The organism is Streptomyces sp. NPDC056527 (assembly GCF_042794475.1).
In the GTDB taxonomy this organism is placed as follows: Bacteria; Actinomycetota; Actinomycetes; order Streptomycetales; family Streptomycetaceae; genus Streptomyces.
Genome location: NZ_JBHTTQ010000030.1, coordinates 1 through 21,565, shown reverse-complemented (window position 1 = coordinate 21,565; position 21,565 = coordinate 1). Strand labels below are relative to the sequence as shown.

The window sequence follows — 21,565 nt, the reverse complement described above, 5'->3', positions numbered from 1 at the left end:
TCTTGCCGCAGTCGTTGACTGAGGCCGCTCGGGGCTCTCATCAGGGAATTCCTCGGCGATCAACTTGACGCTTCAAGTGAGAAGCTAGCGCGGCAAACTTGAAGCGTCAAGTGAAGTGGGCTGGATTTGACTTGAAGGATCAAGCTAGGATGGAGTCATGGACACGCATGAACCCCGCTGGCTGAACGCCGAGGAGAGGCAGACCTGGCTCTCGCTGACCGCTATGGTGATCAACCTGTCGAACGCGCTGGACACCCAGCTGCAGCGCGACGCAGGGATCAGTCACTTCGAGTACCAGGTCCTCGCCACCCTGTCCGAGGCCGCAGAGCGCACCATGCGCATGAGCGACCTGGCGGTCCTCACCAACGGCTCGCTCTCCCGCCTGTCCCACGTGGTCAAGCGCCTGGAGAAGCAGGGCTGGGTACGCCGCACCCCCGATCCGGACAACGGCCGCTACACCCTTGCCATCCTCACCGAAACAGGCTGGGAAGCAGTCGTCGCCACCGCCCCGGGCCACGTCGAGGAAGTCCGCCGCCTCGTCTTCGATCCACTCACCCAGGCCCAGCAGCGCACCCTGCGCGCCATCGGTCACCGCGTCAACCAGGCCGTCGACCCCACCGACACCTGCCCGGAGTGAGGATGCGCCTCGCACACCACTCCGGCCCGCCCCGCGGAAGTCTCACCGTGTCCTCGATCCCGTCGACGCCTACGACGAGTTCCGGCCCGGCGCCCTGCGCCGGGCCGCGCCCAGCGCGACCGGACCCCCGCCGACGGTCCCCAGCCGGTCCTCTACCTCGGCCACGGCGCCCCGCCACTGCTCGACGACGGCCCTGGATGCGCCAACTCCTGATCAGCGCCGAGATCGGCACGGACGCCCGAGCCTGGGTCACCGAACGCCCCCGCCTCCTCGGCCGGCCCACCTGGCACGGCGACACCGACCAGCCCGCGGCCGCGGCAGCCAGGGGCTGACCGGGAACGCTCGCGGAAGCATTGAGTGGGAAGAACCTTCAGGCAGCGGATCAGCGACATCCGGCAGGATCAGACTACTGATCGCGACCCTGCGCGAGCAGTGGGACCTGGGCGCCCCGTCCTCCGGCCGGCACCCCCGTTCAGGTCAGGAGCCGACCAGGCGGGAACGGATGAGGAAGCGGACGCCTTCCGGGGCCTCCAGGGAGAACCCGCTGCCCCGCCCCGGTACGACGTCCACGATCAGCCGGGTGTGACTCCACAGCTCGAACTGCGCCTTCGACATCCAGAACGGGACCTGCTCCGCGACGCCGGCGACCTCCAGGGCGGCGAGCAGCACGTCCGAGGCGCCGGTGCGGAACTCCCCGTCCGGGTAGCACATCGGCGCACTGCCGTCGCAGCAGCCGCCCGACTGGTGGAACATCAGCGGACCGTGCGACTCCCGCAGCCGCCGCACCAGGTCGGCCGCGGCGGGCGTCAACTCCACCCGCGCTCCGGGTCGATCCATCTCCCGCCCCTTCCTCGTGGGTCCTTCGGTGGTCCAGCGAACACCGACGGACGTTGCGAGAGGGTTGCGTCCGCCGAAATCGTCCGCGCCTCTAGGAACTGACGATCCGTCAGGTTACTCTTCCCCGCATGATTCCGACCGTTGTCTGGGGCACCGGAAACGTCGGCCGCGCGGCCCTGCGGGCCGTCGACGCCCACCCGGCGCTCGCACTCGCCGCCGTCCTCGTCCACGATCCGGCCAAGGTCGGCCGCGACGCGGGCGAACTCGCCGGTCTCGACCGCGCCCTGGGCGTCGCGGCCACGGACGACATCGACGCCGTGCTCGCGGCGCGCCCCCGAGCGGTGGTGTACGCCGCCTCCGGCGACATCCGGCCCGACGAGGCGCTCGCCGATGTCGTCAGGTCCGTCCGCGCGGGAGCGGTGGTGGTGACCCCCGCGCTCTACCCGCTCTACGACCCGCGCAGCGCCCCGCCGGAGTTCCGGGACCCGGTGCTCGCCGCCGTCGCGGAGGGCGGCGGCTCGCTCTTCGTCTCCGGCGTGGACCCCGGCTGGGGCAACGACGTGCTCCCCCTGCTGATCAGCGGCCTCGGCACCACCGTGGACGCGATCCGCTGCCAGGAGATCTTCGACTACTCCACGTACGAGCAGGAGGACTCGGTCCGCCACCTCATCGGCATGGGGCACCCGATGGAGTACGAGCCCCTGATGCTCGCCCCGTCCATACCGACCATGGTGTGGGGCGGTCAGCTCCGGCTCATGGCCCGCGCCCTCGGCGTCGAACTCGACGAGATCCGCGAGACCCTGGAGCGGCGCGCCCTCGACGTCACGGTCACCACGCGGACGATGGGCGTCTTCGAGGCCGGCACACAGGGCGCCGTGCGCTTCGAGGTGCAGGGCGTCGTCGACGGCGAACCCCGCATCGTCATCGAGCACATCACCCGCATCCACCCCTCCTGCGCCCCCGACTGGCCGACGCCGCCCGACGGCACGGGAGCGCACCGGGTGGTCATCGAGGGACGCCCGCGCATCGAGGTCACGGTGGAGGCGAGCGACGAGGGCGAGAACCGTTCCGCGGGCGGGAACGCCACCGCCGTCGGCCGGCTGGTGAACGCCGTCGACTGGCTCGTGGACGCGAAGCCCGGCCTCTACGACGCGCTCGACGTCCCGCTGCGGCCCGCAGTGGGCCGACTGGGAAGGAAACGGCCATGAGAATCGACGTCCCCGACGGCAGGCACCCGATCGAGTACGTATGGGGCGAGATCGTCCCCGAGATCGGGACGGCCGCCGCGAACTTCTCCCTCTCCGTCTACGCCCATACGACCCTGGGACTACGTGAGTTCGAGGCGGCGCGGCTGCGCATCGCGCAGATCAACGGGTGTCTGTTCTGCCTGGACTGGCGGACCGACCGCGACGGCGAGAAGGTCGAGGAGTCGTTCGCGGACGCGGTGTCCCAGTGGCGCACCACCGATGTCTTCGACGACCGTACGCGGCTGGCCGCGGAGTACGCCGAGCGGTACGCCCTGGATCATCACGGTCTCGACGAGGAGTTCTGGACTCGTATGACCGCTCACTACAGTCAGCCCGAGATCGTGGAGCTGACGATGAGCATCGGCTCCTGGTTGTCGTTCGGGCGGCTCAACCGGGTGCTGGGCCTCGACGCGGTGTGTGTGCTGCCCACCCAGTGACCTCAGAGATCGGTGGCGATGATCTTCTCGATGTTGCGTTCGGCGAGCGCCGTGATGGTGACGAAGGGGTTGACGCTGGTGTTGCCGGGGATCAGCGCGCCGTCGATCACATAGAGGCCCGGATGGCCGTGGAGGCGACCGTAGTTGTCGGTGGCGCGGTTCAGCACCGCGCCGCCGAGCGGATGGTACGTGAGGTGGTCGCCCCAGATCTTGTACGCGCCGAAGAGGTCGGTGCGGTAGATCGTGCCCTCTTTCGCGTTGATCTTGTCGAAGATGGTCTTCGCTGCGTCGATGGACGGCTGCTTCCAGGCGGTCTGCCAGTTGAGGTCGACGCGGCCGGCCGCGGCGTTCCACGAGAAGGCGGCGCGGTGCGGGTTCTTGGTGATCGACAGATAGAACGAGGCGTACGTCTCGATGCCGGTCGGTAGCGGCGCCACCTCGGCGAACGCCCCGCCCGCCGCCCAGTTGTCGATGCCCGCCGTGGGCATGGACGACTGGAGCTTTCCGGTCGGGTCCCACATGTGGTTCGCGCGGCCGCACATGACGTTGCCGTTGTCACCCCAGCCCTGGCCGATCTCGCCGTTGAGGAGGGGCAGCGCGCCGGTGGCCCTCAGCTTGGTCAGCAGCTTGCTGGTGCCGACGCTGCCGGCCGCGAAGAACACCCGGTCCGCGACGGCGGAGGTGGTGGCCGTGATGTTCCCGCCGCTGTCGAGCACGTCCATCACGACCGTGTAGCCGCCGCCCGACGCCGGGGTCACCGACGTCACCCGGTGCCGCGGTGTGACGGTGACCCGGCCGGTCGCCCGGGCCTGGGCCAGATAGGTCTTCTGCAGGGTCTTCTTGCCGTGGTTGTTCCCGTAGAGCACCTCGCCGGCCAGCGCAGACCTGGGCACGGCGCCGGCCTGCTCCTGCTTCATGTACTCCCAGTCGTAGACGTTGGGCACGAAGACGAACGGGAAGCCGGAGCGCTGGGCGTGCTTACGGCCGACCCGGGCGTACTGGTAGCAGGCGGCGCTCTCCCACCAGGCGGGGTCGACGTGGTTCACCCCGAGGCCGGCGTTGGCCCGGGGGTAGTAGACGTCGTACATCTCGTCGGCGTTCACGGAGGGCAGGATCGCCCCGAAGTTCTCCCGGCGCGGCGTGACCGCCATGCCGCCGTTCACCAGTGAACCGCCGCCGACGCCCCGGCCCTGGTAGACGGTGATGCCGCCGAACTCCTCGGCGTCCAGGATGCCGGTGTGCCGGGGGACGTCCTTGTCGAGCGGGAAGCCGAGGAACTGGCTCAGGGGCTGCTTGGTCCGGGTGCGGAGCCAGAACGAGCGGTAGTCGGGCGTGGTCGTGTTGGCGAAGATCTTGCCGTCGGGGCCGGGGGTGTCCCAGGCCATGCCCATCTCGACCATGTGGACGTCGACGCCCGCCTGGGCGAGGCGCAGCGCGGCGACGGAACCGCCGTAGCCGGTGCCGATCACCAGTGCGGGGATGCGGGCCTGTGTGGTCGATCCGTAGGCGTGTGAGGGGAGCGCCAGAGCGCCGAGAATAGAACCTGTTCCCGTGATGAATCCACGGCGTGAGACAGCCATGTTGTTCCTCACTGTCGGGTGGAATGGGAACGAGTTCTACTGCCGCCCGGATGGGAAGTCACGACATACCGATTGGTAACTTTTGGGTGGATCGCTCAAGAATGATCGGGGCAAAGCCGACATTCTGATGAGTTGGAGAACCGCTGAGCCCGGAGCGCCCCATGCCCCTGCCGACCCTTGCCCCCGAGACCGTCGACCGCGCCGCCGCGCGGCTCCACGACACCGCCGCCTGGCAGGAGATCGTCCGGCACTGGGGCGCCCCCGCCGACGCGCCACCCGCCCCCGTCGAGACCCCGCCCGAGGAGTGGCGCCGGCTGCTCAGCGTCCCCGTCGACCAGCTCGTCGCCACCGCCCTCGCCGGCCTCACCACGCCCCCGCCGGCCGAACGGCGGCTCCCCGGACGCCTCGGCGCGGTCCTGCCCGACCGGCTCCACACCTGGCGCCGCATCGGACAGACCGACCTGCGCCCCTCCACCCACCTCGGCCACGCCCGCCACGTCCTCGTCGAGTGGGGCTGGCAGAACCGCCCGTACCGACTCCGCGACGCCCGGGGCGCCCGCTGCCTCTGCGGCGCCCTGCTCACCGCGCACCGCCTCGGCTACGGCAGCGCCGACACCATGAACCGCTCCGCCGCCTGGATCGTCACCGAACTGCGCGCCCAGGGCTGGACCGGCCTCATCGGCCCCTGGAACCGCGCGCCGGGACGCACCGCGGACCAGGCCCTGGCCCTTCTCGACGCGACGATCCGCCGGGCCGCGCACGCGGGCGAGTGACCTCCCGCGCGAGGCGCCCCACGGTCACTCCACGCTGTCGGAGACCGTGAAGAGCCCGCCGTCCGGATCGCGCAGCGTGATGCGCCGGCCGTTCCCCGAGGGCAGGACCGCCGAAGCGGTCGTACCGCCCGCCTTGACGGCCATCTCGGCGGCGATGTCGACGTCGGACACCCGGAAGTGCACGTGCCAGCGCGGCCTGACCTGAGGATCGGGGGCCGCCTCCACCGCGCCGCCGAACAGCCGGGCGACGGTGACGCCCGCGTGGCTCAGCACCACGCGGTCGTCCTCGTAGGCGACCTGGCAGCAGCCGGGCCGCTCGCCGGCCCAGTCGAGCACCTCGGCGTAGAAGATGGCCGCGTCGAAGGCGTTCCTCGTCCGCAGCTCCAGCCAGGCCGGGGCGCCTCCCTTGCCGACACTCCAGTCGGGGATCACCTCGCCCTCCCAGATGCCGAAGACGGCGCCCTCGCGGTCGGAGGCCAGCGCAGCCCGGCCCGTACCGAACCGCAGGGGTCCGACGGCCACGGTGGCACTGCGCTCCCGGATGCGGGCCGCGGTCAGATCGGCGTCGTCGACGGCGAAGTACGGCGTCCAGGCGACCGCCACGGCCAGGCGGGGCGCCAAGGCGCCGATCCCGGCGACGGGAGCCCCCTCGCTCATGGCGACGGAGAACTCCTCACCCAAACGGGTGGGCCGGAACTCCCAGCCGAAGACGGCACCGTAGAAGGACTCGGCGGCTCGGAGGTCCCGGGCCATGAGACTGACCCAACAGGGGGCGCCGGACACCGCATGGCTCGAGGTCGACACAACCTTCATCCATCCGTCGTGGACGCGTGATCGTTCTCCATCCCACCGTACCCCCGACGAGATCGCCATTCCGGCGGGCCGTCCCGGTACGGCGTGCGAAGCGGCCGAGGGTGCGAAAACCTTGAAAGGTGACGGACGTGCGCGCCGCGCTACGAGAACCGCTGGCCGACCTGCTCGCGCGGCGCAGGGACCCGGTCGTCGTCCAGACCCTCCGGTCCACCGCCGCGGCGACGATCTCCTATGTCGTCGCCCTCCAGCTGAGCAGCGAGGCAGCCCCGCTGACCGCGCCGCTCACCGCCCTGCTCGTCGTCCAGGTGACGCTCTACTCCACGCTCAAGACCGGGATCCGCCGCGTCAACGCCGTGGTGGTCGGCGTGATCATCGCGATCGCGTTCAGCGCCCTGGTCGGGCTCACCTGGTGGAGTCTCGGGCTGATCATCCTGGCCTCGCTGGTGGTGGGCCGGTTCGTGCGCGTCGACGAGTTCGTGCCCGAGGTCGCGATCAGCGCCATGCTCGTCCTCGGCGTCACCCAGGTCACCAACACCGCCTGGGACCGGGTCCTGGAGACCCTCATCGGGGCCGTGGTGGGCCTGCTCTTCAACATCCTGCTCGTGCCACCGGTCTGGGTCGGATCGGCGGGGGAGTCCATCGAGGACCTGGCACGGCGGATGCGGCAGCTGCTGCTGCGCATGGGCGAGGAGGTCGCGACCCAGGCCCCCGTCGCGTATGCCGCCGCGCGCCGGCACGAGGCGCGGCTGCACGAGGCGCGCCGGCTCGACAACGACGTGGCCGACGTCGACGCGGCGCTGCGGCAGGCCGAGGACAGCCTCCGCCTCAATCCGCGCGTGAAGGAGGGGCTTCTGCACCGCGTCGTCCTGCGCACCGGGCTCGACACCCTGGAGATCTGTGCCGTCGTCCTGCGCGTCCTGGCCCGAACGCTCGCCGACCTCGCGAAGGAACGCCGGGAGGAGGAGCTCTTCCCGAGGGACGTGGCGATCGCGCTCGAAGACCTGCTGGCGCGCGTCGCCGACGCCCTCGTGAGCTACGCCGTCCTCGTCACCGCACGCGTCAGCGCGAACGCCGACGCCGCGGAGGAACGGCTCGCCGGGGACCTCGTCGCGACCCGCGCGGTCCGCGACCACGTGGCCGACCTGCTGCTCCGGGGAGTCCTGCGGGACCCCCGGCAGTGGCAGCTCCACGGCGCGCTGCTCGCGGAGATCGACCGGATCCTCGACGAGCTGGATCCCGGTCACCGCGGTCGGCGCCTCATGGAGGAGCTCGACCGCCACTCGCGCGAACGCGCCGCGAAGCGCACTCCGCTGTCGGCCCTGCGGGACCGGCTCGAGGTCTAGGCCGGGCCGCGTCAGGGCCGTGCGGTCCCCGGCGCGAGCTCCCGCACCCTCAATGCCGGTCGTTCATCAACTCCTGGAACGAACTCATGCAGGGGGTGCAGTGACGGTCGGTCCTCTCGCGCTCTTCGAGGTGCTCCTCGTGGAGGGACTGCCCGCACAGGGCGGTCGCGGTGCCCATGGCGGCAACGTGCCAGACGAAGACCCCGTCTCGGGGCGCTATGCCGACGTGCATTTCGTACATGGTCGTCTCCATGCTCGGCGGACGTGTTGCCTCTCCAGTGCACCGGACGGAGGGGTGGTTGCACGCCTGGAAGACGGCTGTTCGGGTGACGCCGCCCGGACCGCCGACCAGGCTGCCCCGGTGTCGGATGGCTACCCTGGTCCTGGGGGCGTGGACGGCGACCGGTCGGAGGCGACCCCATGAGACGACGCCACCATTTCCACATCGACTACGCGGGGCACTCGGTCAGCGTCACGATCCAGACCGGCCACACCGCCGTCGTGGAGGTCCTCGTCGACGGCAAGGAGACGGGGCACGCCACGACCGGACAGGGACACCCGGTGGTCGTGCGCATCGAGCTGCCGACCGAACCGCCGACCCCGGCGACCGTCCGGGCGGCGCCCGGTCCCGGCATCCCCCGCTGCGTCCTCGAAGTGCCCGGCGTCGAGCCTCAGGTCATGTCCCCGCGCCTCTACTGACGGTCGGGCCGGACCGGCAGGCGCACCACGAAGCGGGCCCCGTCACGCCCGCCGGCCCGCGGTGAGGCCTCCGCCGTGCGCGTGGGCGACCCACGAGGCGATGGAGAGGCCGGGCCTCGTCGCCCCCGCCCCGCTGCGGAACGGCTCGAACGCCGACTCCGCCACGTCCTGAGGTAGCCGGAGCCCGGCGTTCTCGACCGCCGCCGTGCCGTCCCGTGCCGCCCCGTGCCGACGCGCCGTGCCGGCCCGTGCCGTCGCCCGGTGGGTGTCAGGGCTCTCATGCGGGCCCGCCCTCGGCGCCCGGCCGGTGGTCGACCGCGCACATCTGTCGTCCCCGTCCGGCAGCACTCGCACGGCGTCCACGACCGCCGCCGGGCCCCGCTCGGCACGCGGTACGTACCAGCCGGAACGAAGTGCCGCATCGAGGCGGAAACCCTCCCCGACCGGCTCCGCGCCAGGTCAACACTCTGTAACGCCAACGGGCTTGTCGGACAGAATCCTTCCTTCCGCACGGCAACGTCTGGGATCTTGCGTCCACCCCACACAACACACGGCCAGGTCGGCGCCACCAGCGCCACCCGGTCATCGGAGGACGCATTGTTTTCCCAGATATCCAGCCGGCTGAGACTCTCGGTCGCGGTCGCCGCCGCTCTCGGCGCGGCCGTCGCTCTCGCCGCACCGGCCCAGGCAGTGGAATCGACCACCCCTGAGCCCTCCCGCGCCTCGGCGTCGACGACGGCGAACGCCGCGGCCCCGGCCGCCGCCTGGGCCGCCGGCACCCGCGCCTACCTCGTCATCACCGCTCCCGGTGACACCACGGCCGTGCGCAACGCCGTGGCGAGCAACGGCGGTTCGGTCTTCGCCTCGTACGACGCCATCGGCGTCATCGTCGCCCACTCGACGTCCACGGGCTTCGCCTCGACGATGCGTACGGTCGCCGGCGTCCAGCAGGTCGGCGCCACCCGTACCTCCGACGTCCCCGCCGACGCCTACAACCCGGCGCTCCCCGCGAACCCGGCGCAGTCGTCGACGACGCTCACCGAGTCCAACCGCTGGGACATGACGCAGATCAAGGCCGATCAGGCCTGGGCCGTCACCACCGGCTCGGCCTCCGTGAAGGTCGGCATCCTCGACACGGGCGTCGACGACCAGCACCAGGACATCGCGCCCAACTTCAACGCCGCCGACTCGGCCTCCTGCGCCTACGGCAAGGCGGACACCCGCGCCGGCGCCTGGCGGGACGTCGGCACCCACGGCACGCACGTCGCCGGAACCGTCGCCGCGGCCAAGAACGGCAAGGGCGTCATCGGCGTCGCGCCGAGCGTGAAGATCTCGTCGGTCCGGATCGCCGAGCCGACCAGCAGCCTCTTCTTCGCCGAGAACACCGTCTGCGGCTTCATGTGGGCCGGTGACCACGGCTTCAAGGTCACCAACAACAGCTACTACACGGACCCGTGGCAGTTCAACTGCCCGGACAACGTGGACCAGGCCGCCATCATCGAGGGCGTCAAGCGCGCCCAGGCGTACGCCGAGGGCAAGGGCTCGCTCCAGGTCGCCGCGGCCGGCAACTCCAACTACGACCTGGCGAACAAGACGACCGACAGCGAGAGCCCCAACGACTCCACGCCGGTCACCCGCACCATCACCAACGCCTGCATCGACATCCCGACCGAGCTCCCGGGCGTCGTGACGGTCGCGGCGCAGGGCAACGGCGGTGCCAAGGCCTCGTACTCGAACTTCGGCAACGGCGTGATCGACATCGCGGCCCCCGGCGGCGACGGCGCCTCCGGTGTCTACTCGACGCTCCCGGGCGGCAAGTACGGCAACATGAACGGCACGTCGATGGCCTCCCCGCACGTGGCGGGCGTCGCGGCGCTGATCGCGAGCGTGAACCCGACGTTCACCCCGGCGCAGATCCGGGACCAGCTGGGCGTGCAGGCCACGGACCGGGCGTGCCCCTCGGACACCCGGTGCAAGGGCACCACGACCAAGAACGGCTTCTTCGGCGAGGGCGCGGCCGACGCGCTGAAGGCCGTCGGCGGCTCCACCCCGCCGCCCGGCGCGTACTTCGAGAACCTCGGCGACGTCACGATCGCCGACAACGCGACCGTGGAGAGCTCGATCACGGTCAGCGGCGTCACCGGCAACGCGCCGGCCACCCTCAAGGTGGGTGTGGACATCAAGCACACCTACATCGGTGACCTGAAGGTCGACCTGGTGGCCCCCGACGGCTCGGTGTACACCGTGCACAACCGGACCGGCAGCGGCACGGACAACATCGTCCAGACCTTCACCGTCAACGCCTCCTCGGAGGTCGCGAACGGCGTCTGGAAGCTCCGTGTGAACGACAACGCAGCCCAGGACACCGGCAAGATCGACGCCTGGAACCTCACCTTCTAGGCAGAGCGCGCCCGACCCGGCACCCGCCGGGTCGGGCGTACCCCTATGCGTCCTCGCGGAGCAGATCGGCGCACTTCTCACCGATCATCATGGTCGTGATGCACGGATTGACGGTGACGAGATCCGGCATCACCGACCCGTCGGCGACACGCAGTCCCTCCACCCCCTTGACCCGCAGCCGGGCGTCGAGAGGCGCCGTCGGGTCGTCGTCCGCACCCATCTTCACCGTGCATGCCGGGTGGTAGACGGTGTTGTGCGTCTTGCGGATGTAGTCCAGCAGCTCGTCGTCCGTACGGACGGCCGGCCCGGGCGCGAGTTCGGCGCCCGCCCACCCCGACAGCGCGGGCTGCTCGGCGATGCGACGCGCGAGCTTGAGGCCGTGGGTCATCACCCGGGCGTCGTGCTCGTGCGTGAAGTACCGGGGGTCGACCCTCGGCTTGTCACGGTAGTCACGCGTCCGCAGCCGCACCGTGCCGCGGGACTTGGCGCGGGTGACGTTGGGCGTCAGACAGAAGGCGTTCTCGGACGTCGGATAGCCGTGCCGGCTGGTGTTCATGTCGAACGGCACGGACCCGTAGTGGAACATCAGGTCCGGCCGGTCCAGACCCGGCTCGGTGTCGTAGAAGATGCCGGCCTCCCACCACTGGCTGGACGTCGTGGTCATCGGCTGCGCCGCCTCCCACATGATGACGCCCTCGGGGTGGTCCTGGAGGTTCTCGCCGACTCCCGCGGAGTCCACCAGCACGTCGACGCCCGTCTCCCGCAGATGCTCCGCGGGACCGATGCCGGACAGCATCAGCAGTTTCGGCGTGTCGATGGAACCGCACGAGACGATCACCTCGCGCCGGGCGCGGACCGTCCGGGTGTGGATCAGGTCCGGGTCCAGGTACTCGGCGCCGACACAGCGCCGCCCGTCGAGGACCAGCTTCTTGGCCCGTACCCCGGTGCGTATCTCCAGGTTGGGGCGCTTGCCCAGGATCGGGTGGAGATAGGCGACCGAGGAGGACTGCCGGATGTTGTTCTCGTCCGAGTTGATCTGGAACCAGTTCGCGCCCCGCACGACCGTCGAGCCGCTGTTGAAGGGCGTCGTGGGGATCCCGGCCTGCGCACACGCCTTGAGCAGCGCCTCGCCGCACGGGTCCCCGCCCTTGAGGGTGCGGAGCTTGACGGGTCCGGACCTGCCGTGGTGGTCACCGGGGGCGTCGTTGTTCTCCAGACGGCGGTACAGCGGGAAGAGGTCCGCCGCGCTCCACCCCGTACAGCCGGCGCCCGCCCAGTCGTCGAGGTCCTCCGCCGGCGCCCAGAAGGCGATGCAGGAGTTGTGCGAGGAACAGCCGCCGAGCACCTTGGCGCGGGCGTGCCGCATGAAGCTGTTGCCGCTGCCTTGGGGTTCGACCGGGTAGTCCCAGTCGTAGCCGGACTCCAGCAGCCCCATCCACCGCTCCAGCTTGAGGACGTCGTCGTTCCCGACGTCGCTCGGTCCCGCCTCCAGCACGCAGACCGTCACCGACGGGTCCTCGCTGAGCCGCGCCGCGACGACGTTGCCCGCGGTTCCACCGCCGACGACGACGTAGTCGAACTCTCCGCTGCCGAACGTCTCGGTCATGAAGGGGTGACCTCTTTCTCCATCTCGGCGGTCTCGGGGGACGCGACGGCGGCGTGCTCCGCCAGTACGCCCGTACGGTGCCGCTGGACGAACCAGTAGTAGGCGAAGCCGCCCAGCGCGATCGCGCCGACGAACAGGACGGCGCCCCAGCGCAGGTACCAGTGGTAGGGGGCGGCGGCGTTGTAGACGGCCGACCGCGGCCAGATGAGGTTGAGCGTCATCGCCCCGCCCCACAGCACGGCCAGGATGTTGACGGGCAGTCCCCAGCGGCCGAGGGAGAACTTCCCCTCGGCGGGCTGCCAGCGGCCGCGCAGCCGGGCGACCAGCATCGGCCCGGTGACGAGCAGATAGGCGACGTAGATCATCACGATGCCGATGCTGGTGACCACGGTGAAGATCTGCGGCTGGCGGATGTTCACCAGCAGGATCGCCAGCGCGAGGACACCGATGATGACGGTCGGCAGGATCGGGGTGCCGAACCTCGGGCTGACCTTCGCGAGCCGCCCGGACGCGGGGAGGTTGTTGTCCCTGGCCATGGCGAAGGCGAGCCGTACGGCCGCGGTGTGCACCGCGAGAGCGCAGACGGTGACGGCGATCAGCACGCACCACAGCATCGCCTTGCCGGCCGTCGGGCCGAGGACGTCGAGGACGACGTACTGCAGCCCGTCCGTGGACAGCTTCTCGCCCCGCAGGCTCGACACGCTCATCAGCGCCAGGATCAGGATCAGCCCGCCCAGGACGAACGAGGCGACGATCGCCCGGATGATCGCGCGCGGCGCGTTGCGGGACGGGTCCAGGGACTCCTCGCCCAGCGAGGCCGCGGTGTCGAAGCCGTACATCACATAGGCCGAGGCGAGCGAGGCGATCAGGAACGCCCCGAGGTACCCGAAGCTCTGCCCGTCGCCGGTGCCGGCCGTCTCCGTGACGACCTCCGGGCCTCTGACGACGTTGATCGCGAGGAGCACGATCAGCACGACGGTGGCGATGAGTTCGAGGAAGACGCCCGCGGTGTTGATCCGCGCCATCAGCTTCACACCGAAGGCGTTGACGACCGTGGTGAAGAGGATCAGCACGGCGGCCAGCAGCACCGCGTTGGTCGCCACGTCGTACGTCCCCGAGCCGTCCCCGACGAACTGGAAGAACGACGAGATCTGGGGAAGCGTCAGCTGATAGGCGAGGGCCACGGCCGCGATCGACACGACCGAGGCGATGAGCATCATCCACCCCGCCAGCCAGCCGATGTGCGGATTGCCCACCTTCTTGGACCAGTTGTAGATGGACCCCGCGACCGGGTAGCGGGCGGCCAGCTCCGCGAAGCAGAGCGCGACCATGAACTGCCCCACGAAGACCATCGGCCACGACCACCAGTAGGCGGGGCCGCCGCTGGCATAGCCGAAGTAGAAGAGCTGGAAGGTACCGGTGAGGATCGATATGTACGAGATGCCGGCAGCGAACGTGTGGAAGTTGCCCAGCGTCCGCTTCAGTTCGGGGCGGTAGCCGAACTCGGCGAGCTCGGCGTCGTCGGCCGCCGGGGATGGTGGAGCGATTGCCATGGTGTGACTCCTGAACGGTCGAGGTCGCGTCAGGCGAACCAGCCCTGCGGCTCCGGTGAGGTGTTGCGCCAGATGTGCTTCGTCTCGCGGTACTCGGCGAGACCGCTCGGCCCGAGCTCACGGCCCGTGCCGGACTGCTTGAACCCTCCCCATTCGGCCTGCGGCAGATAGGGGTGGTAGTCGTTGATCCACACCGTGCCGAGGCGCAGCCGCGCCGCCATCCGGCGGGCCCGGGCCTCGTCGCTCGTCCAGACCGCGCCCGCGAGGCCGTAGATCGTGTCGTTCGCGAGCCGGACCGCCTCGTCCTCGTCGCCGTCGCGGAAGCGCTCCACCGTCAGGACGGGCCCGAAGGACTCCTCCCGTACCACCGACATCCCGGCATGGCAGTCGTCGAGGACGGTCGGCAGGTAGTAGAAGCCCTGGTCGTACGCGGGCCCTTCGGGCCGGGCGCCGCCACAGCGCAGCACCGCGCCCTCCGCGAGCCCGCGCTGCACATACGCCTCGACCTTGGCGCGATGGCCGGCCGAGATCAGCGGACCGGTCCGGGCGCGGTCGTCGAAGGGCCCGCCGAGCCGGATCTCCCCGGCCCGGCGCACGACCTCGTCGACGAACCGGTCGTGCAGCGAGTCCTCGACGAGGAGACGCGCGCCCGCCGAGCAGACCTGCCCCGAGTGCAGGAACACCGCCGTCAGGGCCATGTCCACGGCGGCCTCGAAGTCGGCGTCCGCGAAGACGATGTTCGGGTTCTTGCCGCCCAGTTCGAGCGCGACCTTCTTCACCGTCCCGGCGGCCGCCGCCATCAGCCGGCGGCCGGTCTGCAGTCCGCCGGTGAAGGACAGCAGGTCGACGTCGGGATGGTCGGCGAGCGGCGCGCCCGCCTCGGGACCCGAGCCGAGCACCAGGTTGGCCACGCCGTCCGGCAGTCCGGCCTCCGCGAGCAGCCGCATCAGATGGATCGCGGTGTGCGGGGTCAGCTCGCTGGGCTTCAGCACGAAGGTGTTGCCCGCGGCGAGCGCCGGGGCGACCTTCCAGGCCGTCTGGAGCAGCGGATAGTTCCAGGGTGTGATCAGCCCGCACACGCCCACCGGCTCGTACACGACCCGGCTGTCGGCGCCGGCGCCGCCGGTGTCGATCACCCGGCCCGTCTCGGCCGCCGCGAGCCGCCCGAAGTAGCGGAAGCAGTTCGCGATGTCGTCCATGTCGTACGCGCTCTCCACCAGCCGCTTGCCGGTGTCGAGGGACTCCGCGCGGGCCAGCGCGTCCTTGTCGCGGACCAGCAGGTCGGCGACGCGCAGCAGCAGGTCACCGCGGTCCGCGGCGGGGGTCGACGGCCAGGGGCCCTCGTCGAAGGCACGGCGTGCGGCCGTGATCGCCTCGACGGTGTCCTTGCCGCCGGCCTCGTCGACCACGGCGACCAGGCTGCCGTCGGCCGGGCAGCGGATCTCGCGGGTCCGCTCGTCGAGCGCGGACCGCCACGCACCGCCGATGAAGAGTTCGGGCATGTCTCTCGTTCCTCCTGGTCAGCGCCGTATCGAAGGCCCTGGCAGCTGGTGTCTCACCCGACGGCCGCGATGTATGCGAAATGTGACGGTGATCACGCCTGGTCGGAGGGGTGGGAGCGCAGCCGCTCCAGCAGCCACGCGTGGAAGATCTCGATGTGGTGCTCGGTGGGCACGAGCACCCCGCCGGTCCGGTAGGCCCGGGAGGCCATGGCCGGCTGGGTGCGCTCGCAGGCGTCGAAGTCCTGGACGTTCACCCGGTGGAAGAGCTCCACCGACTTGGAGACGTCCGCGCCGGACTCCACGACCTCGGGCGCGTACAGCCAGTCGCACTCGACGACCGTGCGGTCCTCGGCGAGCGGGAACATCCGGTGCAGGATCACATGATCGGGGACGAGGTTGATGAACACGGTCGGCTTGACGGTGATCGCGTAGTAGCGCCGGTCCTGATCCTCGGCCACATCCGGCAGTCGGGCGAAACCCTCGCTGCCGTCGACGGTGAACCCCTTGGCCTCGTCGGCGAAGGCGGCGCCGTGCCCCACGTAGTACTGGGCCGCGTAGCCGTCCGCGAACTCCGGGAGCACATCGGTGAGTTCGGGATGGATCGTGGCGCAGTGGTAGCACTCCATGAAGTTCTCGACGATCAGCTTCCAGTTCGCCTTCACGTCGTACGTGACGCGCTTGCCGAGCGCGAGCTTCTCGGTGCCGTACCGCTCGATGGAGGCGGCGTCGCCGAGCCGTTCCACGGCCGCGCCGATCACGGTCTCCTCGAACGACGCCGGTTCGTCGGCCAGGCACACCCACGCGTAGCCCAGCCATTCGCGCAGATGCACGCTCACCAGGCCGTAGGCCGTGCGGTCGACGTCGGGCATCCTCACCAGGTTCGGCGCCGCGATCAGCTTGCCGTCGAGGTCGTACGTCCAGGCGTGGTACGGGCATTGCAGCGTGCGCCGCACCGCGCCGGACTCCTCGGTGCACAGCTGCGCGCCGCGATGCCGGCAGACGTTGAGGAAGGCGCGCAGCTCGCCACCCCGGTTACGGGTGACGATCACGCTCTCGCGGCCGATCCGGACCGTACGGAACGCGCCGGGCCCGGCGAGGTCGGAGCCGCGCACGGCGCAGAACCACATCGATTCGAAGAGCCGCTCCTGCTCCTGCCGGAAGATCTCCGGGTCGGTGTAGAAGTGGCCGGGGAGCGTGGCGATCAGACTCGGGGGCAGCGGCATGGTCGTCATGGCGGGCTCCTCAGGCGGGCGCGACGGACAGCCGCCGCGGATCGAACAGCGCGATGGGGTGCTCGGTGGTGCCGGTCGACGCCAGGTCGGCGAGGATCTCGCCGACGACGGGCACGAACTTGAAGCCGTGGCCGGAGAACCCGCAGGCGACGGTGACCGAGTCGGGGTGCTCCGGATGGCGCGCGATGACGAAGTGTTCGTCGGGGGTGTTGGAGTACATGCAGGTGGCGGCCTTCAGGAAGCGGCCGGGCAGCGAGGGGATGTGCCGGGACAGCTGTCCTGCCATGGCCGCGACCTCGTCGTCGTGGACGGTCCGGTCGATGGTCTCCGGGGTGCAGAGCTCGCCCCTGCGGAAGAAGGCCACCTTGGCGCCCAGCTCGGGGCCGTCGATCGCGGGGAAGCCGTAGATCTGGACGTCGTCCGCGTCCTCCCAGATGTAGATCGGGTGGTTCTCCGGGAGGAAGGGGCGGGTGCCCCCCTCGGGCTGGAACCAGTGCATGACCTGCCGCTCGATCGTGAACGGCACCCCCAGGTCGTCGAGGAGCCGGGGCGCCCAGGCACCCGGGCAGATCACCAACTGCCCGGCGGTGTACGTGTCCTCTGCGGTGTGGACGCGTACCCCTTCGCGGTACGGCTCCCAGCGCACCATCGGCTCCTCGAAGTGCAGGTCCGCGCCGGCCTGCGTGGCGAGCTGGAGATGGGCCGCCACCGTGTTCTCCGGGCGCAGCAGCCCCGCCCGTGCCTCGTACAGCGCCACCTCGTCGTCGGTGGGGGTGAGGGTGGGGAAGCGGCGGCGGATCTCCTTCGCGTCGAGCATCTCGTGCGGCAGGTCCCACTGCCGGGCCGAGAGCAGCGAGCCGGACACCGTGCGGGACTCGGGCCGGCCGACCATCACGCCGCCGCACAGCGTCGCGATGTCCCGGCCGGTGTCGCGCTCCAGCGCCTCGTACAGCTCGTAGGCGCGCAGCAGCAGCGGTACGTAGGCGGGGTCCTCGAAGTAGGACTGCCGAGTGATGCGCGAACCCCCGTGGCTGGAGCCTCGGTTGTGCACCGGACCGAACTTCTCCAGGCCCAGCACGCGGGCACCGCGCGCGGACAGATGGTGGGCGGCGGCACTGCCCATTCCGCCCAGGCCGACGACGATCACGTCATAGGTGGGTGACATCCCTGGAACCTTCCTAGCGGCGGATACGGCTCATGTCGGGGTCGAACAGCGGCTCGTCGGCCACGGTGGCGGGGACCTTCTCGCCGATGTACTCGATGTGCACCGCGCTGCCGGAGGCGAGCGGCGGCAGCCAGGCGTACGCGACGCAGCGGCCCAGCGTGTAGCCGTAGGACGCGCTCGTGACGTACCCGGCGGCCCGGCCGTCGACGTACACCGGCTCCTTGCCGAGGACCACCGCGGCGGGGTCGTCGAGGAGCAGCGGGGTCAGCCTGCGCCGCGGCTCGCCGGACCGCTCCAGCGCGGCCCTTCCGACGAAGTCGCCCTTGTCCATCCGGACGGCGAAGCCGACACCCGCCTCGTACGGGGTGTGTTCGGCGGTCATGTCGTGGCCCCAGGAGCGGTATCCCTTCTCCAGGCGCAGGCTGTTGAAGGCGGACCGTCCGGCGGCGATCACTCCGTGCTCCTGACCTGCCTCCCACAGGGTGTCCCAGAGCCGCAGCCCCAGATCGGCGCCGGTGTACAGCTCCCAGCCGAGTTCACCGACGTAGCTGAGCCGCATCGCCGTCACCGGTACATGACCGAGGTACGTCTCCTTGGCGCGGAAGTAGCCGAAGCCCCGGTGCGAGAAGTCGTCCCGGGTCAGCGGCTGCACCAGGGCGCGGGCGAGCGGCCCCCACACCCCGATGCAGCAGGTGCCGGAGGTGATGTCCCTGATGTGTACGTCGGCCGGCGCATGCCGGAGCAGCCAGTCCTCGTCCGCCCGGCTGTTGGCGCCGATCTGGAAGCGGTCGGCGGCCAGCCGCGCCACGGTCAGGTCCGAACGGATGCCGCCGCTCTCGTCGAGCAGCAGCGTGTAGGTCACGGCCCCGGGCTTCTTCGCGAGGTTGTTCGTCGTCATCCGCTGCAGGAAGGCGAGCGCGCCGGGTCCCGTGACCTCCAGCCTGCGCAGCGGCGTCATGTCGTACAGCGCGACCTTCTCGCGGGTCGCCCCGGCCTCCGCGGCGGCGATCGGCGACCAGTGGCGGGCCGACCAGGCGTCCCGTGCCGGCAGGTCGACGGACTCGGCGAGCGGGGCGTTCGCCTCGTACCAGTGCGGACGCTCCCAGCCGCCGCCCTCCAGGAAGGACGCGCCCAGCTCCCGCTGGCGGGCGTGGAAGGGGCTCACCCGCAGCGGGCGGGGCTCCTCCATGGGCTGCAGGGGGTGCAGCACGTCGTACACCTCGACGAACTGGCGGGCGCCGCGGTCGTGGACGTACGCGGGGGAGCGCTGGGCGTCCTCGAACCGGGTGTGGTCGCACTCGTGGACGTCCAGGGCGGGACGCCCGTCGACCATCCACTCGGCGACGGCCTTAGCCGCTCCGGCCGAGTGCGTGACCCAGACGGCCTCGGCGAGCCAGAAGCCGCGCAGGGAACGGGCCTCGCCGAGCAGCGGCATCCCGTCCGGGGTGAAGGAGAAGACGCCGTTGAAGCCCTCCTCGATCTCGCTTCCGGCGAGCGCGGGCATGAGCTCCCGGCAGTCGTCCCAGCTCGGCGCGAAGTCCTCCGGTGTGAAGGGGAACGAGGAGGGCATGACCGGGGCCTCGTCGTAGGCGGGGACGGCGAACGGGTCGACGGGCAGCGGCCGGTGGGCGTAACTGCCGATCCCGATCCGGTCGGTGTGCTCGCGGAAGTACAGATCGCGGTCCTGGAAGCGCAGGATCGGCCGGGACGCCTCGATGCCGGGGGTGTCGACACCGGCGAGCTCCGGCAGCGGCCGGGTCTTCGCGTACTGGTGGGCGAGCGGCAGCAGCGGGACGTCGACGCCCGCCATCCGCCCGACGACCGGGCCCCAGAATCCGGCCGCCGACACGACGTGGTCGGCCGGGAAGACGCCGCGGTCGGTGACGACCGCGCTGACACGGCCGTCCTCCCGCTCGATGCCGGTGACGGTGTGCCGCTCCAGGAACCGGGCGCCGCGCGACTCGGCGCGTTCCCGCTGGGCGCGACAGGCGAGCACCGCGCGGGCCAGGCCGTCGTCCGGGGTGTGGAACCCGCCGACGACCCTGCTCTCGTCGAGCAGCGGCCACAGCTCCTTGCAGCGCCGGGCGGAGACCAGTTCGCCGCGGATCCCCCAGGAGGCGGCGTAGCCGGCCCTCCGGTGCAGCTCGGCCCAGCGCTCCTCGGTGGTGGCCAGTTCGAGCCCGCCGACGGCGTCGAAGCAGGGCAGACCGTCGACCCGGAGCGAGCGGAGCTTCTCCACGGTGTACGAGGCGAAGGCGCTGAGCGTCCTGGACGGGCTGGTACGGAAGACCAGCCCCGGGGCGTGGGAGGTGGAGCCGCCGGGAGCGGGCAGGGGGCCCTGGTCGAGGACCGTGACATCGGTCCAGCCGCGGGCGGTCAGCTCGTCGGCGAGCGAACAGCCCACGATGCCGGCGCCGATGACCACGACACGGGGAGGTGTCCGCGCGGTCTCGGTCACAGGACCACCACCGAGCGCAGGACCTCGCCCCGGTGCATCTTGGCGAAGGCGTTCTCGACCTCGTCGAGCCCGATCGTCTCGGTGACGAAGGAGTTGAGGTCCAGGAGGCCGTAGAGGTACTGGTCGATGAGGATCGGGAAGTCGCGGCTCGGCAGGCAGTCGCCGTACCAGGACGACTTCAGAGCGCCTCCGCGGGAGAAGAGGTCGATCAGCGGAAGGTCGATCCTCATCTCCGGGTCCGGGACGCCGACCTGGACGAGCACACCGGCGTGGTCCCGCATGTAGAAGGCCTGCTTGTACGTCTCCGGTCGGCCGACGGCGTCGATGGCGATGTCCACCCCGAAGCCGTCGGTCAGCGCGCGCACCGCCTCGACGGGGTCCGTGCCACGGGAGTTGACCGTGTGGGTGGCGCCGAACTTCTCCGCCCGGTCCAGCTTTCTGTCGTCGATGTCGACGGCGATGACCTTGCGGGCCCCGTTGAGACAGGCGCCCGCGATGGCCGCGTTGCCGACGCCGCCGCAGCCGATCACCGCCACGGTGTCGCCGTTGCCGACCCGTCCGGTGTTCACGGCCGCTCCGTAACCGGCCATCACACCGCAGCCGATGAGCCCGGCGGCCTCGGGCCGGGCGGCGGGGTCGACCTTCACCGCCTGTCCGGCCGCCACCAGGGTCTTCTCGGCGAAGGCTCCGATGCCCAGAGCGGGGGAGAGCGGCGTCCCGTCCGGCAGGGTCATGGGACGGGCCGCGTTGCGGGAGTCGAAGCAGTACCAGGGGCTGCCGCGGCGACAGGAGCGGCAGGCGCCGCACGGGGCCCGCCAGGCGAGGACGACGTAGTCGCCCGGCGCCAGGTCGGTGACGCCCTCGCCCACGGACTCGACGGTGCCGGCCGCCTCGTGGCCGAGCAGGAACGGGAAGTCGTCGTTGATCGCCCCTTCCCGGTAGTGCAGATCGGTGTGGCAGACCCCGCAGGCCTGCACGGAGACGAGAACCTCGCCGGGACCGGGGTCGGGGACGAGGATCGTCCGCACCTCGACGGGTGCGCCCTTCTCGACGGCAACGACGGCACGAACCTCATGCGACACGATGGGCTCCTCGGTTGTTGCGCATTGCACGATGGGTTGCGCGATGGGGAACATAGTGAGAACGGTGACAAGGGGCCGTCAAGAGGCCGGAGTTAACGTCGGGCAAAACCCGTCGGTGGAGCGAAACGCTCCCGACACACGACGACGCGGGGCCGGGGCTCCCCGGGCCCGCGTGGTGTTGGGGCGTGGGGGGAGGGTGCG

General features: G+C 70.8%; 20 protein-coding genes. 8 read left to right on the top strand and 12 right to left on the bottom strand.

Annotated features, from left to right (window positions below):
• The first annotated feature begins 157 nt into the window (after positions 1–157).
• Positions 158–637 (top strand): MarR family winged helix-turn-helix transcriptional regulator, encoded by a 480-nt coding sequence (locus ACFQ7Q_RS17190; RefSeq protein WP_383555453.1) that lies wholly within the window; start codon positions 158–160, stop codon positions 635–637.
• A 197-nt stretch (positions 638–834) separates the two neighbouring features.
• Entirely contained in the window at positions 835–969 is a 135-nt protein-coding gene (locus tag ACFQ7Q_RS17185) for a hypothetical protein (protein WP_383555450.1), read from the top strand.
• A 145-nt stretch (positions 970–1,114) separates the two neighbouring features.
• Here the strand turns inward: ACFQ7Q_RS17185 and ACFQ7Q_RS17180 are convergent, their stop codons facing one another.
• Positions 1,115–1,474, bottom strand: a complete 360-nt coding sequence (locus ACFQ7Q_RS17180) for a DUF779 domain-containing protein (protein WP_383555448.1) — start codon at positions 1,472–1,474, stop codon at positions 1,115–1,117.
• Between the two features lie 128 nt (positions 1,475–1,602).
• Between ACFQ7Q_RS17180 and ACFQ7Q_RS17175 the strand changes: the two genes are divergently transcribed.
• Positions 1,603–2,682 (top strand): dihydrodipicolinate reductase, encoded by a 1,080-nt coding sequence (locus ACFQ7Q_RS17175; protein ID WP_383555446.1) that lies wholly within the window; start codon positions 1,603–1,605, stop codon positions 2,680–2,682.
• Positions 2,679–3,158: a carboxymuconolactone decarboxylase family protein gene (locus ACFQ7Q_RS17170; protein ID WP_383555443.1), complete on the top strand. Its 480-nt coding sequence runs from the start codon at positions 2,679–2,681 to the stop codon at positions 3,156–3,158. Before ACFQ7Q_RS17175 ends, ACFQ7Q_RS17170 begins: the two co-directional genes overlap by 4 nt.
• A gap of 2 nt (positions 3,159–3,160) precedes the next feature.
• Here ACFQ7Q_RS17170 and ACFQ7Q_RS17165 read toward each other — a convergent pair whose 3' ends face one another.
• Positions 3,161–4,738 carry a GMC oxidoreductase gene (locus tag ACFQ7Q_RS17165; RefSeq protein WP_383555440.1) on the bottom strand — a complete coding sequence of 526 codons (1,578 nt, stop codon included), beginning with the start codon at positions 4,736–4,738 and terminating at the stop codon, positions 3,161–3,163.
• A gap of 161 nt (positions 4,739–4,899) precedes the next feature.
• Here ACFQ7Q_RS17165 and ACFQ7Q_RS17160 point away from each other — a divergent pair, with 161 nt between their 5' ends.
• Positions 4,900–5,511: a hypothetical protein gene (locus ACFQ7Q_RS17160; protein WP_383555438.1), complete on the top strand. Its 612-nt coding sequence runs from the start codon at positions 4,900–4,902 to the stop codon at positions 5,509–5,511.
• A 24-nt stretch (positions 5,512–5,535) separates the two neighbouring features.
• Here the strand turns inward: ACFQ7Q_RS17160 and ACFQ7Q_RS17155 are convergent, their stop codons facing one another.
• Positions 5,536–6,264 carry a VOC family protein gene (locus tag ACFQ7Q_RS17155; protein ID WP_383555435.1) on the bottom strand — a complete coding sequence of 243 codons (729 nt, stop codon included), beginning with the start codon at positions 6,262–6,264 and terminating at the stop codon, positions 5,536–5,538.
• Between the two features lie 179 nt (positions 6,265–6,443).
• Here ACFQ7Q_RS17155 and ACFQ7Q_RS17150 point away from each other — a divergent pair, with 179 nt between their 5' ends.
• The gene (locus ACFQ7Q_RS17150; RefSeq protein WP_383555432.1) at positions 6,444–7,667 is read left to right on the top strand and encodes an aromatic acid exporter family protein; all 1,224 of its coding nucleotides are present in this window, start codon (positions 6,444–6,446) and stop codon (positions 7,665–7,667) included.
• Between the two features lie 49 nt (positions 7,668–7,716).
• Here the strand turns inward: ACFQ7Q_RS17150 and ACFQ7Q_RS17145 are convergent, their stop codons facing one another.
• Complete coding sequence (locus ACFQ7Q_RS17145; protein WP_383555430.1) at positions 7,717–7,908, bottom strand: hypothetical protein; 192 nt, start codon at positions 7,906–7,908, stop codon at positions 7,717–7,719.
• A 179-nt stretch (positions 7,909–8,087) separates the two neighbouring features.
• Between ACFQ7Q_RS17145 and ACFQ7Q_RS17140 the strand changes: the two genes are divergently transcribed.
• Positions 8,088–8,366: a hypothetical protein gene (locus ACFQ7Q_RS17140; RefSeq protein ID WP_383555427.1), complete on the top strand. Its 279-nt coding sequence runs from the start codon at positions 8,088–8,090 to the stop codon at positions 8,364–8,366.
• A 42-nt stretch (positions 8,367–8,408) separates the two neighbouring features.
• Here ACFQ7Q_RS17140 and ACFQ7Q_RS17135 read toward each other — a convergent pair whose 3' ends face one another.
• Complete coding sequence (locus ACFQ7Q_RS17135; protein ID WP_383555425.1) at positions 8,409–8,729, bottom strand: hypothetical protein; 321 nt, start codon at positions 8,727–8,729, stop codon at positions 8,409–8,411.
• Between the two features lie 234 nt (positions 8,730–8,963).
• Between ACFQ7Q_RS17135 and ACFQ7Q_RS17130 the strand changes: the two genes are divergently transcribed.
• Complete coding sequence (locus ACFQ7Q_RS17130; protein ID WP_383555422.1) at positions 8,964–10,766, top strand: S8 family serine peptidase; 1,803 nt, start codon at positions 8,964–8,966, stop codon at positions 10,764–10,766.
• A gap of 43 nt (positions 10,767–10,809) precedes the next feature.
• Here ACFQ7Q_RS17130 and ACFQ7Q_RS17125 read toward each other — a convergent pair whose 3' ends face one another.
• The 7 genes from ACFQ7Q_RS17125 to ACFQ7Q_RS17095 all read right to left on the bottom strand — a co-directional run bounded on the left by ACFQ7Q_RS17125 (position 10,810) and on the right by ACFQ7Q_RS17095 (position 21,364).
• Positions 10,810–12,372 (bottom strand): GMC family oxidoreductase, encoded by a 1,563-nt coding sequence (locus tag ACFQ7Q_RS17125; protein WP_383555419.1) that lies wholly within the window; start codon positions 12,370–12,372, stop codon positions 10,810–10,812.
• Complete coding sequence (locus tag ACFQ7Q_RS17120; RefSeq protein ID WP_383555416.1) at positions 12,369–13,925, bottom strand: APC family permease; 1,557 nt, start codon at positions 13,923–13,925, stop codon at positions 12,369–12,371. Before ACFQ7Q_RS17120 ends, ACFQ7Q_RS17125 begins: the two co-directional genes overlap by 4 nt.
• 29 nt (positions 13,926–13,954) lie before the next feature.
• On the bottom strand, positions 13,955–15,427 hold the full coding sequence (locus tag ACFQ7Q_RS17115; RefSeq protein WP_383555413.1) for an aldehyde dehydrogenase family protein: 1,473 nt from the start codon (positions 15,425–15,427) through the stop codon (positions 13,955–13,957).
• A 92-nt stretch (positions 15,428–15,519) separates the two neighbouring features.
• On the bottom strand, positions 15,520–16,659 hold the full coding sequence (locus ACFQ7Q_RS17110) for an aromatic ring-hydroxylating dioxygenase subunit alpha (protein WP_383555411.1): 1,140 nt from the start codon (positions 16,657–16,659) through the stop codon (positions 15,520–15,522).
• Between the two features lie 10 nt (positions 16,660–16,669).
• A complete protein-coding gene (gene solA, locus ACFQ7Q_RS17105) occupies positions 16,670–17,824 on the bottom strand; it encodes an N-methyl-L-tryptophan oxidase (RefSeq protein WP_383555408.1) in 1,155 nt (384 codons plus the stop codon).
• Between the two features lie 13 nt (positions 17,825–17,837).
• Positions 17,838–20,282 (bottom strand): FAD-dependent oxidoreductase, encoded by a 2,445-nt coding sequence (locus ACFQ7Q_RS17100; RefSeq protein ID WP_383555405.1) that lies wholly within the window; start codon positions 20,280–20,282, stop codon positions 17,838–17,840.
• Positions 20,279–21,364, bottom strand: coding sequence for an S-(hydroxymethyl)mycothiol dehydrogenase (locus ACFQ7Q_RS17095; protein WP_383555401.1), 1,086 nt, complete (start codon positions 21,362–21,364; stop codon positions 20,279–20,281). The genes ACFQ7Q_RS17100 and ACFQ7Q_RS17095 overlap by 4 nt, the downstream gene beginning before the upstream one ends.
• Between the last annotated feature and the right edge of the window lie 201 nt (positions 21,365–21,565).